This is a genomic window from Winogradskyella litorisediminis (genome assembly GCF_042675765.1).
GTDB lineage: Bacteria > Bacteroidota > Bacteroidia > Flavobacteriales > Flavobacteriaceae > Winogradskyella > Winogradskyella litorisediminis.
This window is the reverse complement of record NZ_JBHTJL010000009.1, coordinates 1040640-1056786: the sequence shown is the minus strand read 5'-3', so window position 1 is coordinate 1056786 and position 16147 is coordinate 1040640. Positions and strand designations below refer to the sequence as shown.

Genomic DNA, 16147 nt, shown 5'->3' with positions numbered 1-16147 from the left:
ATTTCTCATTTATTCCCAAATTATATTCAGAATTTAAGTTTTCAGAAAAAGTTTTTAACACGCAAACGTTTTCGTAAAGGTTGAACTGATTTTTAACAGATTAGTGATCTTAAATTTACATAGATTTAACCCGAGAAGTGAAAATTTTGTTAAAAAATCTAACGCAATTAACTTAAAATTTATTTATGAAAACATTCTTAAATGCCATTTTGTTTTGCCTTTTGTTTGTGCCAGCAACGCTGTTTGCTCAAACTCAAATTACAGGTACTGTAACTGATGGCTCTAGCTCGGCACCGTTGCCAGGCGTTAACGTTTTAATTAAAGGTACCACAACTGGTACAAATACGGATTTTGACGGTAAATATACCATCAACGCAAACACTGGAGATGTACTTGTTTTTTCTTATGTTGGTTTTGTTACAAAGGAAATCACGGTCGAAGGTAGTAACACTATAGATGTGGTTCTAGCCGAAGATGCTGCCCAATTAGACGAAATTGTTATTATTGGATACGGTTCTACTACGGTTAAAGATGCTACTGGTTCTGTAGATGTAGTTACTGAAAAAGATTTTAATAGAGGTGCAATTGTTTCTACTGATCAATTATTAAATGGTAAAGCTGCTGGTGTAAGAATCACTAACAATGGAGGTTCTCCTGATTCTGCTCCAAATATTAGAATTCGTGGTGGCTCATCATTAAACGCTCAAAACAATCCTTTAATAGTTATTGATGGTGTGCCGATTGGAAATGATAATCCAGCAGGTGTTTCTAACCCTTTAACGCTAGTAAATCCAAACGATGTTGAAAGTTTTTCTATTTTAAAAGATGCTTCTGCAACAGCGATTTATGGATCACGAGCTTCAAACGGTGTAATTATTATTACCACTAAAAAAGGGACATCTGGAAAACCTAAATTTAACTACTCTACTGATTATACAGTAAGTTCTGCTGGAGATGGCCTAGATGTAATGAATGGTGAAGAATACACGCAATTCATTCAGCAATTTCACCCAAACAGAGCCGGACAACTGGGTGTACCAGCTGGAAGTGTAAATGCTAACCAGTCTATAAGCCAAACATTAAACGGCAGAGATATATACAACACTGATTGGCGTGATGCTATTTTAAGAACAGCAAATAGTTTTAATCATAATTTTAGCGCTAGAGCAAGCCTCTTTAAAGAAATACCGTTTAGAGCATCTGTTGGTTTAAGTAGAGCTGAAGGTGTTGTTATTAATGATAATTATGAACGCGTTACGCTTTCTGCAAAATTGACGCCAACACTATTAAATGATAACTTAAAAATTGACTTTAATGCAAAAACCATTTTTGCGTTTAAAAATGCTGTTGATGCTGGTGGCGCTATAGGTGAAGCCTTATCATTTGACCCTACAAAACCTATCTATGATTTCTCTTCTGATAATAGATTTGGAGGTTATTATCTAACAACTTTTGACGATGGAAATTTTAGAAGGATTATTCAATCTAATCCTTTGGCTAGATTAGAACAAAGAGAACGTCCTGAGAACGTAAGACGTTTTTTAGGAAATGTTGAATTTGATTACAAAATGCCTTTCCTTCCTGAATTAAATGCAGTAGTTAATTTTGGATTAGATGCATCTGATGCAAATATTTCTGAAATCTTTACAGACAATGCTTTTGAAACTTACAGATTTAATGCAAACAACAGTGACATCAATTCTAATTTTGTATTTAATCCAGGTGTAAATTTTGAAGAAAATCAAAGAATTACTAATACAACGTTTGACGCTTATTTGAAGTATGCAAAGTTCTATGATTCTGGGTTTATTGATAGTTTTGATGTTCAGACAGGTTATGCATATCAAAACTTTAAGAATGATGGAAACCAAAGACGTTTTCAGTATAATTTAGTTACTGGAGTAAGAGAACCATTTGTAAATCCTGCAAATCCAAATAATCGCTATTTAAACGTTTTAAATCTTCAATCTTATTTTGTAAGAGGTAATCTTAGTTTAGGTGACCGTTACTTGTTAACAGCATCATTTAGAGCTGACGGTTCTTCTTTGTTTACAGAAGATAATCGCTGGGGTTACTTCCCTGCTGCTGCATTAGCATGGCAAATACATAAAGAATCTTTCTTAGAGGGCTCAAATTTTATTCAAAATTTAAAATTAAGATTGAGTTGGGGTGAAACAGGACAACAAGATATTACTGGGTCAGTTGGTTTTTATCCTTCTATACCATTATTCTTAACTGGTGATGCTAATAGTCAATATTTACCAAATTCTTCTTTGTACTCAGCACAGCCATTTAATCCAGATTTGACTTGGGAAAAATCAACAACGTACAATGTTGGTTTAGATTTTTCGTTTTTCAAAAACAATCTTCTATCTGGTTCGTTTGACATATATAAAAGAAATACAGTAGATTTATTAGCAACTACACCTGTGCCGCCTGGTCAAGCATTAACTAATGCTTTTATTGATAATGTAGGTGAAACAGAAAGTGAAGGTTTTGAATTAAATTTAAATATTGTTCCTATTTCTACTGATAATTTTAATTTTAGTTTGAATACAAATTTATCATATAATAAAACTGAAGTTACAGATTTAAATGGATTAACGGAAATTAATGCTGGAGGTAGCCTAAGAGGTACTGGTGGAGATTTATTTAGACACGCAGTCGGTCAGCAAGCAGGAAGTGCATTTGTTTTTAAGCAATTATATGACCAAGCAGGAAACCCGATTCCTAATGCTTTTGTAGATCGTAACGGTGATAATGTTATTACTGATGATGACCGTTATTTTAAGCAAATAGCTCCTAATTGGACATTTGGTTTTGGTCTAAATTTTGATTACAAAAAATGGGATTTAAGTTCAAGTTTTAGAGGTCAAATTGGAGGAAATGTATATAACTTTGCTCAATTAAATTATGGTTTTACTGAAAGCGCAGTATTTTCAAGTCAAAATAACTTAACTAATGTTCTGAACTTTTTTGATGGCTCTGCTAATCCAACTATTAACAACGTTAATGGTAACGTACAATTTTCAGATTATTATTTAGAAGACGCTTCATTTTTAAGATGCGATAATATTGCTTTAGGGTATAGTTTTGATAATATTTTAAAAGATGGTACAGTAAGAGTTTATGGTGCTGTAACAAATCCATTTATCATTACAGATTACTCTGGGCAAGATCCTGAAAATTTTGGAGGAATTGACCGAAATTTTTACCCAAGACCTACAGCTTATACTTTAGGACTTAACTTTAATTTCTAAAAAAAATTGATTATGAAAAACAATAGAATTTTAATTTTACTATGTGTTATCCTGTTTGGAGTTAACTCCTGCAGTGATGACTTAGAGACAGCTCCGTTGTTAGAGCTTTCGCTAGAGGAGTTACTAGCCTCAGACCCGAATGCGGTTGAAGGACTAGTGTCAAGACTTTATGCTTCTTTCGCATTAACTGGACCAAGTGGTCCAGGTAGTTCGGATATCGTAAGTCCAGATGCGGGAGAAGGTGCTTTTTTAAGAGCAATTATTAATCTACAAGATTTCACGGCTGACGGAATGAAGAATCGTTGGGGAGATGACGGTTTAGATCAACTAACTACAACATCTAACTGGGATAGAAACAATAAATTTTTTAGATTGTTCTATGACAGAGCCTATTTTACAATTCCTCAGTGTAATAATTTTTTACAAGTTTTGCAAACTGCAGACTTTCCTGATGAAGAAAATATTGTAGCAGAAACTCGTTTTTTAAGAGCTCTTGCCTATTATAATATTATAGATGTTTTTGGGAAAGGTGTATTAGCTACTGATGAAAATTTCGGACAATCTGAACTTTTACCTGAAGCATCAAGACAAGAGCTGTTTGACTATGTTGAGTCAGAGTTATTAGCCATTGAACCAGTAATTAGAACAACAAGTAATTATGGTCGTGCTAATCGTTATGTTGTAGATATGCTCTTAACTAAATTGTATCTTAATGCTGAAATTTATACTGGTACACCTAGATGGGATGATGCTGCAATTTATGTTAACAAAGTAATCAACGAAGGTGGTTATACTTTAGACAACAACTTTGTAAGATTATTCTCTGCAGATAATGATGCTTCTCCAGAGATAATTTTCCCTTTAATTGCTGAGCCATTAACAAGTCAAAGTTTTGGAAACACAACGTATTTAGTTAACGGAAATTTGAGTGCTGACACAATGCCTTTATCTCAATTTGGTGCTGCACAAGGATGGACTGGACACAGAGCAACGGAAGCTTGGTACGGATTATTTGGAAACAGTGCAAATGCACTTGCAGCTTCCAATGACGTGAGAGCTAGCTTGTTTTGGACAGACGGACATCAGTTTACAATGACAGATTACAGAACTTGGACTGACGGCTATCCGTCTATAAAATATAGAAACACTTTTTCTGACGGAAGTGGAAACCCTTTAGATTTTTCACCAACAGATTTTCCTTTTTACAGATTGGCTGATGCTTATTTAATCTACGCAGAATTAGCTTTAAGAGGTGCGGCTAACACCACTATGTCTCAAGCTCTTAATTATGTAAATCAAGTAAGAACAAGATCTTTTGCTGACCCAATTGGTATGTCAGAGCTTACTTTAGATTTTATTATTGACGAAAGAGGAAGAGAATTAAACTTAGAGGGTCATAGAAGATCTGATTTAATTCGATTTAACATGTTTACAGGTGGTAACTATATTTGGCCTTGGAAAGGTGGTACTGCTAACGGCAATGCCATTCCGGAAAGCTATAAATTATTTCCAATTCCTGTAACGGCTATACAAGCCAATCCAAACTTAACTCAAAACCCAGGTTTTTAATAAAAACAAAAAAACAAATTATCATGAAAAACATAAAAATATTAGGATTAGCGCTTTGTGCGTTATTAAGTTTTAACTCTTGCCAAGAAGAGGACAACTTTGTGATTGAATCTGCTGCATCGAGGCCTGCAGAAATTAGTTTACCAACGGCAAGCTCAAGCATAGTCTTAGATATTGAAAATCCAGATGCAATTGCTACTACAGTAGTATGGGATGATGCTATTTACAATGTCCCGACTGAAATACAGTACACAGTTCAATTAGCAAATTCAGGAACAGATTTTGCAAACCCAATTGATGCAGGTACCACTAATGAAACTTTTTTGGCTTGGACAAATTCTCAATTGAACGGAGTTGCAGTAGACTTATTACAATTAACTCCTTTTAGTGCTGCAGATGTTGATTTAAGAATTAAATCTAGCCTAGGACAAAATGATAGTGAAGCTACATTTTCAGAAATTGTGACTTTCTCATTAACACCATACACTACTGAAGCTCCAATGGTATTTATAGTTGGAAACTTTCTATCAGCAAGTGGATATGGAGATAACTGGACACCAGCAAATGCAGTTCCAATCTCAGCATCTGGATTCGGTGAAACAGATTTTGAAGGTTATGTATATATGAATGAAGCTGCTATCGAATTCAAAATTTTACCAACAAACGAAAGTTTTGATGGAGATTATGGTGACGATGGTACTTTCTCAGGAACATTAATCCAAGAAGGTGAAAGTAATATTCAAATTGGTACTGGCGCAGGTTATTATTACATACAAGCAGATACAGATGCATTGACATACAGTGCTCAGAGAACTAGCTGGGCTATTACAGGTAGTGCAACACCTGCAGGATGGCCAGATAATGGTGTTATGGACCAAGATATGACTTATAATGAAACTACAAGTAAATGGGAAATTACCATAGCATTAGATGCAGCTGGAGAATATAAATTTAGAGCTAATGATGGCTGGGATTTAAATTTCGGAACTGATGGAGATGACAACGGATCTTTAGATTATGGCGGAGGTAACTTCTCAGTACCAAGCTCAGGGACTTATTTAGTAGAATTAGATTTAAGTAATCCAAGAGCATATACACAAACTATTACTTTACAGTAATAGATAAAATAAATTTTAAAAAGGCTGTATTCGTACAGCCTTTTTTTTAATAACTATTTGAGCTATGAAAAGAATACTACTTATAATATGTTTAGTTATTTATCAACTAGGCACATCACAACAACAAGATGTTATTTATGAAATATCTCCATGTTCGTTTGATGTCGATGATTCTATTACTATAACAATTCAAGGCTCAAGCCTTGATGAAGCACCATGGGGAATTACAAATGGAGCAAACAATGGCTTGTATCTTTGGGCTTGGAGAAATACAGTAAGTGATACTGGAAATAACAACGATATAAATGCGCCTTCAAATGGTGCATGGACTTCTTCAAACGAAGCAAACCGTTTTACATTTGACTCAACAAACGATATATATACGTTTACCTTAACTCCTCAAACTTTTTATGGTACTTCGGATATTGGAAACATCGGATTTTTAGTAAAACCTAAAGATGGTAATGACGGTCAGTCACAAGATATAGAAGTTGGTATAGGAGAGTCTGCTTTTACAGCAACCTTAACTTCTCCATCTACAAATACTTTAATAATCTCAAGCGGTGACAATGTTACTATATCTGCATCAAATACTTGCGGACTTGCTAATTATTCATTGTCAATAAATGGGGGAACACCAATTGTCTCCAATAATGTTGAAACCTTTTCATATACCGATACATCTATAAATACAAATAGAGCTTATAGCTTAACGATTACTCAAGGTGCAGAGGTAAGAACATTATCAGTAACAGCGGTTTTAAATCCTAGTACAGTAAGCGAAACTATACCAAGCGGACTGATTGAAGGTATTAACTATGACAGTAATGACGACACAAAAGCTACTTTAGTGCTAAATGCACCAGGTAAAGATTACATTTATGTAGCAGGAAGCTTTAACAACTACCAACCAACAGGTTCTTTTGCTATGAAAAAAGATAGCTCTACTGGTTCAGATTTATTTTTTTTAGAGCTTACAAACCTTTCACCAGGGCAAATTTACACCTATCAATATTGGGTAGTTGACGAAACACCTATAGCAAACTCTCCGTCGTTAGTAAAAACTGCAGACCCATATTCAACATTAGTTTTATCAAATTTTGATGATCCTTTTATTCCAGCTTCAACTTATCCTAATCTTCCAGCTTATCCGGCAGGGCAAAACAGAGAAGTTACCGTTTTACAAACGGCTAAACCAGAATATAATTGGCAAGTCAATAATTTTCAAAAACCAAAAATTGAAGATTTAGTCGTTTATGAAGTTTTAGTAAGAGATTTCGATGCGAATAGAAACTATCAAAACCTTATAGATAGAATTGATTATTTTAAAGGTTTAAATATAAACGCTATTCATTTAATGCCAGTAATGGAATTTGAAGGCAATGAAAGTTGGGGTTATAATACTTCATTTCATATGGCATTAGATAAATTTTATGGCACTGAAGACAAATTAAAAGAGTTTATAGACTTATGTCATCAAAACGGGATAGCCGTTATTCTAGATGTTGTTTTAAATCATGCCTTTGGAAGAAATCCTTGGGTGCGTATGTGGATGACTGACCCAGATGGTGATGGCTGGGGCGACCCAAGTATTGAAAACCCATATTTTAATGTTAATGCCAAACATAGTTTTAATGTGGGTTACGATTTTAGCCATACAGAAGAATTACCTAACACACCTTCGGCTAGTTCAAATGACGATACAAATCCTATCGTAAATCAATACGTAGAACGTGTGATTAAACATTGGGTAGAAGAATTTAAAATTGATGGTTTTCGTTGGGATTTAACCAAAGGATTTACGCAAAACTGTTCTGGTGGTGATGACAACTGTACAAATACCTATCAGCAAGATAGAATTGATATTTTGAGAAGTTATGCTGATTATGCATGGTCTTTAGACCCAACACATTATACAATATTTGAGCATTTAGGAGATGCCAATGAGGAAAGTCAGTGGGCAAATTACAGACTTAATGAAGGTAAAGGAATAATGATGTGGGGAAAAATGACAGACCCTTACTCCGTGTTATCTAGAGGGTATCCCAACGACCCAAATGGGACAAATAACGGCGCTTCTGGGGATTTAACTGGCGTAGGTCACAATAGTAGAGGTTTTCAGGGAAAAAGACTTTTAGGTTATGCCGAAAGCCATGATGAGGAAAGAGTAATGTACTATACACTTCAAAATGGAAATCCATTTGGATCTGCACCAGCCCAAGGTAATTTAGCTAATGCTTCAAAAAGAGCTGCAACTGTTGCTGCAACTTTATTTTCAGTACCTGGGCCAAAAATGATATGGCATTTTGGAGATTTAGGAATGGATAATTCAATTTTTACTTGTAGTAATGGTTCTGTTAACACGGATGACGATCCATCTCCAGGTGATTGTAAGTTAGATACAAAACCTCAACCACAATGGATTGAAAATTGGTTAACTGACCCAAATAGATCAGAAATCTATGATGCATATTCTAGATTGATTGCTCTTAAAATCAATGAACCAATTTTTGAAAAAGACTATGCTATTAGTCCCAATGGTAACAATTTGAGACAACGAATTTATGTTTTTGACAATAGCAATCCCGGAAATTCAAGTAGTACAGAATTATTGAACGTAGTAGTTTTGGCAAATTTTGCAGTTGCGAGTCAAAATATAACCCCAGATTTTCCTTACACAGGAGAATGGTATGATTTAATGGACGAAACAGGAAGTACATTTATTAATGTTACAAATACCAGTGACCAAATTAGTATTCCTGCGGGCGAATTTAGAATTTTTGGTAATGCTCCTGCGCAAGCACTAAGCACCACCGATTTTAATTTAGATGATATAAAATTATTTCCTAATCCTGCATCAACTTCATTCTCTATTAATTTAGATGTATCTCAAGTTGGCATTTTTGACATCACAGGAAAAAATATCCAAAGTTTTAAAGGTAATTTTTCAAGCAATACTGCATTTAATATAGAAAACTTAAAAGCTGGCATATATTTAGTAAATGTTGCAACAAAAGAAAACAGAACAAAAACCTTTAAACTTATTAAACAATAATTAAAAGTTTAAACCAAAAAAGCTTCTCAAAAATGAGAAGCTTTTTTTATTGTGCGGATGACAGGAATCGAACCTGCACACCTCGCGGCACTAGATCCTAAGTCTAGCGTGTCTACCAGTTCCACCACATCCGCAAGACTACCAATTCTTTAAAATCGGGATGCAAATATAAACAATGTTTTCAATAATCAAATAGCTTTAAAACAATAAATAGTCCTTTAGCTTTTCTTATTTTTGTTAGACACACAAATTATAAATTATGTCTAGCATTCAGTCTTACATCACTTCAAATAAACAACGATTCATAGATGAGCTCATTGAGCTTCTAAAAATACCCTCTATAAGTGCAGATTCTGCTTACAAAAAGGAAACTATACAAACTGCGGAAGTCATAAAAACCAACTTAAAAAAGGCAGGTTGTGACCGTGTAGAAATTTGCGAAACCGAAGGTTTTCCTATTGTTTACGGCGAAAAAATTATAGACCCAAAATTACCTACAGTATTAGTCTACGGACATTACGATGTACAACCGCCAGACCCATTAGATTTGTGGCACTCACCGCCTTTTGAACCTGTAATTAAAAATACAGATTTGCATCCCGAAGGTGCAATTTTTGCTCGAGGTGCTTGCGATGATAAAGGCCAAATGTATATGCACGTTAAAGCTTTAGAGTATATGACTTCACAGGGCGATTTACCTTGTAACGTTAAGTTTATGATTGAAGGTGAAGAAGAAGTTGGCAGTGTTAATCTCTCGCATTTTGTAAAAGCAAATCGTGAAAAATTAGAGAACAATGTCATTCTCATTTCTGATACGGGAATGATTGCCAAAGACGTTCCTTCAATTACAACTGGACTTCGTGGTTTAAGTTATGTTGAGGTCGAAGTTACAGGGCCAAACCGCGATTTACATTCTGGTTTATATGGTGGTGCGGTAGCAAATCCGATTAATGTTTTAACGAAAATGATTGCCTCACTCCATGACGAAAATAATCATATCACAATTCCAGGATTTTACGATAAAGTCGAAAATCTTTCGGATGCAGAACGTGCTGAAATGGCAAAAGCACCTTTCTCTTTAGAAGCCTACAAAAAATCTTTGGACATTGATGCTGTTTATGGTGAAGAAGGCTATACTACAAACGAGCGTAACTCTATTAGACCAACTCTAGATGTCAATGGAATTTGGGGTGGCTACACTGGTGAAGGCGCAAAAACAGTCATCGCTAGCAAAGCCTATGCAAAAATCTCGATGCGCTTAGTACCTAACCAAGATTGGCAAGAAATCACCCAACTATTCAAAACACATTTTGAGAAGATTGCTCCTGCTGGCGTCCGCGTAAAGGTATCGCCTCATCATGGCGGTCAAGGTTATGTAACACCTATAGATAGCATTGGGTATAAAGCTGCCTCAAAAGCCTATGAGAAAACTTTTGGAAAAACACCAATACCACAACGTAGCGGAGGAAGCATACCAATTGTATCTCTTTTTGAGCAAGAATTAAAAAGCAAAACTATACTAATGGGCTTTGGTTTAGATAGTGATGCCATCCACTCGCCTAACGAGCATTTTGGTATTTGGAACTATTTAAAAGGTATAGAAACTATTCCTTATTTTTATAAGTATTTCACGGAATTAAAACAGTAAATGCTAATAAGTCAATCGTATAGAGAAGTTTGGTCATTGAGAAGTAAACTCATTTTTAGGTTTATTTTCTCATACTTTCTGCTCTACATGGTGTTGATGTTTACCAGTAGTTTATTTGAAGTACCTTTTAGATGGCTTGGTAAAACATTTTTAGGATTTACTTATGAATACGATGTAAGTGGTTATGGTAGCGGCGATAATACTTATGCTTACATTACCCTTTTTTTTAATTTAATTCTAGCTCTATTTTTTACCGTTTTATGGACAGTTTTACAACGAAACAAAAAGGAATATAATAAAGCCTTTTATTGGTTTATTGTTGCATTACGATTTTTTATAGTTTCTGCAATGTTACTTTATGGGTTTGTAAAAGTGTTTCAAATTCAATTTCAACCGCCATCATTTGTAAAATTACTTCAACCGTTAGGTGAATTTTCACCAATGGGATTGGCTTGGACTTACATGGGATATTCTAAAGGTTTTGGCATGTTTGCAGGTATAATGGAAATCCTTGGAGGTGTTCTTCTCATATGGAGACGTACAGCAACACTTGGTGCGTTTATTGTCGTTGGCGTAATGACACAAGTGGCAATGATGAATTTAATGTTCGACATACCTGTTAAGCTATTTTCAATTCATTTAATCTTGATGGCTGGCATTATTTTTATGACAGATTTTAAACGATTCCAATCTGTTTTTATAAAAAACAAAAGCACAAAAGCTTATGATTTTTACCATCCAATAAGCTCAAAAAGTTACCACAAAACTATTTCTATTTTAAAGAAGCTAGTGCTTCCTATTCTTTTAATAGCTGGTTGTATATTAAGCTACTTAGGACAGCTAAATATAAGTGACATAAATCACAGACCTGCACTTTATGGGATTTGGGAAGCAAAAACTTTTATAAAAAACAAAGATACCATTCCGCCATTGACAACTGATTCTCATCGTTGGCGCTATCTATTAGTTGAACGAAAAGGCAATGCTGTTGTTAAAACCATGACTGATAAGTTGTTAAGATATACTTTTGAAACAGATACTCTTCAAAATAAAATTTCAGTTTATAGTCAATATAGCAGCAAAGACAGTCTTAATTTTGAGTTTGATTTGCCCAATCGTAATCAGCTCAAATTATGGGGTGAAATTGAAAATGATAGCATCTATGTTGTATTACAAAAAAAAGATTTAAAAGAATTCCCTTTACATTCGCGTGGTTTTAATTGGATAAATGAACGCCCTTATAACCAATAGTAATTTAACTTACTGCTTCACAAATTTAAAGGTCTTTTCTCCTTGAATAGATTTTACCTTTATAAAGTAAATACCGTTAGTAAAATTTGAAACATTGATAATAGAAACGTCAGATTTCAAACTATTTTTTTGAATAAGTTTCCCTTCAATATTATAAAATTCGAGTTCTAAATCTTGAGGATTTTTCATTTCAATATGTAAATCTGAAATTACAGGATTTGGAAAAACTCGAATTTCATTTTCTTTCAATTCATTAGATGAAAGCACTCTTACAATATTAGCTTTAGTAGCTGTATAGGCGGCTACGAGTTTTACCATTTCATGGTAGTAAGGCATGTCTAGTGTCGAAAGCCTATCTGAAGACATATGATAATGCGGTGTTTGGTCATTGGTTTCCCAAGACTCACCAACTAAAACCGCACCGTAATCTTCGTCCCAAAATGATTTGTGGTCACTAAAAGGTGTTCCTGGATTAACGACAATAGGATTTAAATTTGGAGCATAAGTTGGTTGTAGTGCTAGCAAATCGTCTTTAATTTGTATAGAGTTTCCAATATCTTGCAAATCGATATCAAAAAAATTATCATTAGAGGTTTGGTTTTGATATCCCATCATGTCCATATTAATTACAGCAACGATGTTATCACCATTGGCACTAGCTTGTTCTGCATAAAAATTAGAACCACGTAACCCAATTTCTTCTTGGTCCCAAAGTGCATATACAATCGTGTTCTCAGTTTCGTATTGCGACAAAATTCTAGCGATTTCTAAAACAGCAGATGTACCTGTTGTGTTATCATCTGCACAAAAATCATCAACTGAATCGTAATGCGCACAAATTAGATAAATATTTCCTGGTGTTAACGTACCTGTTTGTGTAGCTATAACATTTGTTCCAATTCCTGCACCTGCATTAAACAATTGTTCATTTATAGTAATATTATTTAAAGCCTCAAAATGGTCTTTAATGTATTCTGCAGCCATATCGTTAACAGAATACTCACGATTAATAATTGTAAAACTCATTCCGTTAATAGACGAAGCTGTTTCACCAGAAAGTTCAGAGACTTTTCGCTCTAAACTATCTAATCGAATATTATTTACAACGTCTTGCACAAATTGGGCATTAGCAAAAAAAACACTAAGAATTATAGCAAATAAAGAAAAGTAAAGTCGTTTCATAATTAATGATTTGGGTTCATTGTTTTTCAAATATAAGAATTCAAAAATGAAAAATAACTTAACTCTACACTTGTAGAATTAAAATTTATTTCTACATTTGTAGAAGTTAATCTAAAAACGTAGAACATGCAACTCTCAAAAACCGAAGAACAACTCATGCAATACCTCTGGAAGCTAAACAAAGCTTTTATGAAAGATTTGTTAGACAGTTACCCAGAACCAAAGCCAGCAAATACAACAGTTGCAACATTATTAAAGAGAATGACTGACAAAGGTTTTGTCGCTTATAAAACATTTGGAAAATCGAGAGAATATTATCCGTTAGTAAAAAAAGAGGACTATTTTTCAAAGCATGTAAACGGACTGATTAAAAACTTTTTTAATGATAGCGCCTCTCAATTCGCGTCGTTTTTTACACAAAAGACCGATTTAACTAAAACCGAATTGGAAGACTTAAAAAAGCTAATTGATAACGAAATTAAAAAGAAATAGTCATGGAAATCTATCTTTTAAAATCATCCGCCATTCTTGTTATTTTTTGGCTACTGTACGTGTTCTTCTTAGAAAAAGAAAATATGCACCGTTTTAAGCGTATTTACTTAATAACATCGGTTGGTGTGGCGTTTGTCATTCCGTTATTAAGCATCACAGAATATGTTTATGTAGAACCACTCAAAGATTTCGACTTTAGCAACGCTAATATTCCTTTTACTATAAACGAACCTTTAGAAGTGATTGAAACTTCATTTTGGACGCTCGAACACATTGTTTGGTCAATTTACTTTTTAGGTGTTGCTGTATTCAGTTTTAGGTTTATTAAAAACCTGTTTAGTATTGTAAAAACCATTAAAACTAACGAAAAACAAAAGCAATCGTTTATCACTTTTGTGTTGCTAAAAAGTTTAATAAATCCGCATACGTTTTTCAATTTTATTTTCTTGAATAAGTTTAAATTCCAAAAGAACGAAGTCCCAGAAGAAGTCCTACTTCACGAAGAAGTACACGCCAAACAAAAGCACAGTTTAGACATTTTGTTTATAGAATTAATGCAAATTGTTTTTTGGTTTCAACCTTTTATTTGGTTGTTTAAAAAACGTATAAAACTCAATCATGAATTTTTGGCAGACCAAGCCGTAATCGAAGCTGGTTTTAAGCCTGCAACATACCAAAACACATTACTTAATTATTCATCACATCAAGACTATAGCCTTGCAAATGCTATAGATTATTCATCCATCAAAAAACGATTTACAGTTATGAAAACACAAACATCCAAACAGAAAAAATGGGCATTACGGGTATTGTTATTGCCACTATTAGGACTTTTATTTTACAGTTTTAGCGACCGCGAGATTGTGGAAATTGAATTAGAGAATACAACAAACCTTTTGGTAAACGGAAAAAGCTGCGACCAGTGTACCTTGAACTTAAATGATATAAAAAATCTTGAATTAAGCACAAGTGATAATCTTGAAGTAGTTTCCTTTTTGGCTAAAATTAGTGGTAAAATGACAGAGTTTATCCAAGGAAATAAACTCAATGAAACCATTAAAAACTATTTAAGTGAAACTTCGACACCTAAAGCCATTCAATTATTTATGATAAAAATTGAAGGACAAGATAAATCAGGTGATGTTCTAATTCATATTAAAGAAGGAAAACAACAAATACCAACACCAAAAGAAATAGCATCTTACAATATCTGGGCTAAAAATGTGAGAAGTAAATTTGTTGAGTATCCGAATGGTGCAGTCTTTATGCCACCGATAGAAGAGGAAGGCTTAGTTGAGAATCTTCGCATTTATAATAGAATGACTAAAGAACAAAAAGAGAAAGCTGTTGAGATGCCTTACCCACAGTTGGACGCAGACGAAGTTGAAAAAAGCATCTCTTCATACCAACAAAACCCACCAACAGCGAAAGAAATTGCAGAATACAATACTTGGGCAAAAAAGATAAACAAGCAAAACGATAAGGCTAAAAAAGAAAAAAACGGGGAATATGCCATTGTAAAGCACAAAGAAGTGATGAAATACAAAGCTATTTATGATAGAATGACCAAAGCTCAGAAAAACAATTCTGAGACATGGCCAAGTTTTCCGCCACCGCCACCGCCACCACCTCCTGCTCCAAAAGTTATAAAAGAATCAAAAAATAAAAATGATTTTCCGCCACCACCGCCACCACCAATGCCAAAACAAGCAAAAGGAAAGCTTACTATGGGTCACATCAATGCCTACAATGAGTGGATGACCTATATTAAATCTGATAAGGCAAATGCAAAATATATGACCTTAGAAATCTATGAAGCCTACAGAGATTTATACGAAGCTATGACAGATGAGCAAAAGAAACTAACCGAAGGTGCGCCACCACCACCACCGCCGCCAGCTCCAAAAAAGACTGACAAGAGTAAAGGTGGGCCAAATGCAGAGATTATAAGCACTTCTACAAATAATGACTATACGACAAGACAAGTGTTTTTAAGAATAAGCAAATCCCAAACAAAACCACCTATTTATAAAATTAATAACGTAGTGTCTACTGTTGAGGAAGTCAGTGTTTATCTAAAAAAGAACAGCGATGCAGATTTAAAGCTTATTGAGGGCGAAAAAAATATTCTAAGTTTTTCGGATAATACTGATAAAAAAATGACAGTTGAGGAGCTTCAAGCTGAATATAAAAAACTTTTCAAAACTTATATAGATAAAAGCAAAAAAAACAAAATCATATATAGTTTAACTCCAATAAAAAATTGCCTTGAAATCCCAAAAAGTTTTAATACTAAAAACGGAAATACGTTTAACATAAAGTGTTTAAACAAATACTCAAAAAACAAATTTGAAGTTTACGACAGATGGGGAAAAAACATCTATTCAAAAGAAAATTATAGCAATAATTGGGATGGCACAGTTGAAAAAACATTTGCCCAAAAAGGAACAAACAAACCAACATCTGGTACTTATTATTATGTATTTTCTTCACCTGAATTAGAGGAATCAAAAGCCGGTTATTTAATAATTAATGCAGAAAACATGAATGTTAAAAACTAAATCCATTTTTT

Annotated in this window: 9 protein-coding genes and 1 tRNA gene; 8 read left to right on the top strand and 2 right to left on the bottom strand. The window is 34.0% G+C overall.

The genetic code is table 11. From position 1 onward, the window contains the following. Positions 1-185: 185 nt before the first annotated feature. The 4 genes from ACFQ1Q_RS07050 (at position 186) to ACFQ1Q_RS07035 (ending at position 9002) form a co-directional block, all read left to right on the top strand. Positions 186-3260 carry a SusC/RagA family TonB-linked outer membrane protein gene (locus ACFQ1Q_RS07050; RefSeq protein WP_386129360.1) on the top strand — a complete coding sequence of 1025 codons (3075 nt, stop codon included), beginning with the start codon at positions 186-188 and terminating at the stop codon, positions 3258-3260. 12 nt (positions 3261-3272) lie between these two features. Continuing rightward, complete coding sequence (locus ACFQ1Q_RS07045; protein WP_386129358.1) at positions 3273-4829, top strand: RagB/SusD family nutrient uptake outer membrane protein; 1557 nt, start codon at positions 3273-3275, stop codon at positions 4827-4829. Positions 4830-4852: 23 nt separating this feature from the next. Further along, a complete protein-coding gene (locus ACFQ1Q_RS07040; protein ID WP_386129356.1) occupies positions 4853-5947 on the top strand; it encodes a SusE domain-containing protein in 1095 nt (364 codons plus the stop codon). Positions 5948-6011: 64 nt separating this feature from the next. Further along, on the top strand, positions 6012-9002 hold the full coding sequence (locus ACFQ1Q_RS07035) for an alpha-amylase family glycosyl hydrolase (RefSeq protein ID WP_386129354.1): 2991 nt from the start codon (positions 6012-6014) through the stop codon (positions 9000-9002). A gap of 52 nt (positions 9003-9054) precedes the next feature. Here the strand turns inward: ACFQ1Q_RS07035 and ACFQ1Q_RS07030 are convergent. Next, positions 9055-9136, bottom strand: a tRNA-Leu gene (locus ACFQ1Q_RS07030). Between the two features lie 125 nt (positions 9137-9261). Between ACFQ1Q_RS07030 and ACFQ1Q_RS07025 the strand changes: the two genes are divergently transcribed. After that, the gene (locus ACFQ1Q_RS07025; RefSeq protein WP_386129352.1) at positions 9262-10650 is read left to right on the top strand and encodes a dipeptidase; all 1389 of its coding nucleotides are present in this window, start codon (positions 9262-9264) and stop codon (positions 10648-10650) included. Next, entirely contained in the window at positions 10651-11901 is a 1251-nt protein-coding gene (locus ACFQ1Q_RS07020) for a hypothetical protein (protein WP_386129350.1), read from the top strand. A 9-nt stretch (positions 11902-11910) separates the two neighbouring features. Here the strand turns inward: ACFQ1Q_RS07020 and ACFQ1Q_RS07015 are convergent, their stop codons facing one another. Next, positions 11911-13083: a M28 family peptidase gene (locus ACFQ1Q_RS07015; protein WP_386129348.1), complete on the bottom strand. Its 1173-nt coding sequence runs from the start codon at positions 13081-13083 to the stop codon at positions 11911-11913. A gap of 126 nt (positions 13084-13209) precedes the next feature. Here ACFQ1Q_RS07015 and ACFQ1Q_RS07010 point away from each other — a divergent pair, with 126 nt between their 5' ends. Both ACFQ1Q_RS07010 and ACFQ1Q_RS07005 read left to right on the top strand, forming a co-directional pair. Beyond that, positions 13210-13575 (top strand): BlaI/MecI/CopY family transcriptional regulator, encoded by a 366-nt coding sequence (locus tag ACFQ1Q_RS07010; RefSeq protein ID WP_386129346.1) that lies wholly within the window; start codon positions 13210-13212, stop codon positions 13573-13575. 2 nt (positions 13576-13577) lie between these two features. Beyond that, positions 13578-16136, top strand: a complete 2559-nt coding sequence (locus ACFQ1Q_RS07005) for a T9SS type B sorting domain-containing protein (RefSeq protein WP_386129344.1) — start codon at positions 13578-13580, stop codon at positions 16134-16136. Positions 16137-16147 lie beyond the last annotated feature (11 nt).

Excerpts from the sequence above, each read along its gene's own strand:
- ACFQ1Q_RS07050 (WP_386129360.1), top strand. The coding sequence starts at position 186 with ATGAAAACATTCTTAAATGCCATTTTGTTTTGCCTTTTGTTTGTGCCA.
- ACFQ1Q_RS07045 (WP_386129358.1), top strand. The coding sequence starts at position 3,273 with ATGAAAAACAATAGAATTTTAATTTTACTATGTGTTATCCTGTTTGGA.
- ACFQ1Q_RS07040 (WP_386129356.1), top strand. The coding sequence starts at position 4,853 with ATGAAAAACATAAAAATATTAGGATTAGCGCTTTGTGCGTTATTAAGT.
- ACFQ1Q_RS07035 (WP_386129354.1), top strand. The coding sequence starts at position 6,012 with ATGAAAAGAATACTACTTATAATATGTTTAGTTATTTATCAACTAGGC.
- ACFQ1Q_RS07025 (WP_386129352.1), top strand. The coding sequence starts at position 9,262 with ATGTCTAGCATTCAGTCTTACATCACTTCAAATAAACAACGATTCATA.
- ACFQ1Q_RS07020 (WP_386129350.1), top strand. The coding sequence starts at position 10,651 with ATGCTAATAAGTCAATCGTATAGAGAAGTTTGGTCATTGAGAAGTAAA.
- ACFQ1Q_RS07015 (WP_386129348.1), bottom strand. The coding sequence starts at position 13,083 with ATGAAACGACTTTACTTTTCTTTATTTGCTATAATTCTTAGTGTTTTT.
- ACFQ1Q_RS07010 (WP_386129346.1), top strand. The coding sequence starts at position 13,210 with ATGCAACTCTCAAAAACCGAAGAACAACTCATGCAATACCTCTGGAAG.
- ACFQ1Q_RS07005 (WP_386129344.1), top strand. The coding sequence starts at position 13,578 with ATGGAAATCTATCTTTTAAAATCATCCGCCATTCTTGTTATTTTTTGG.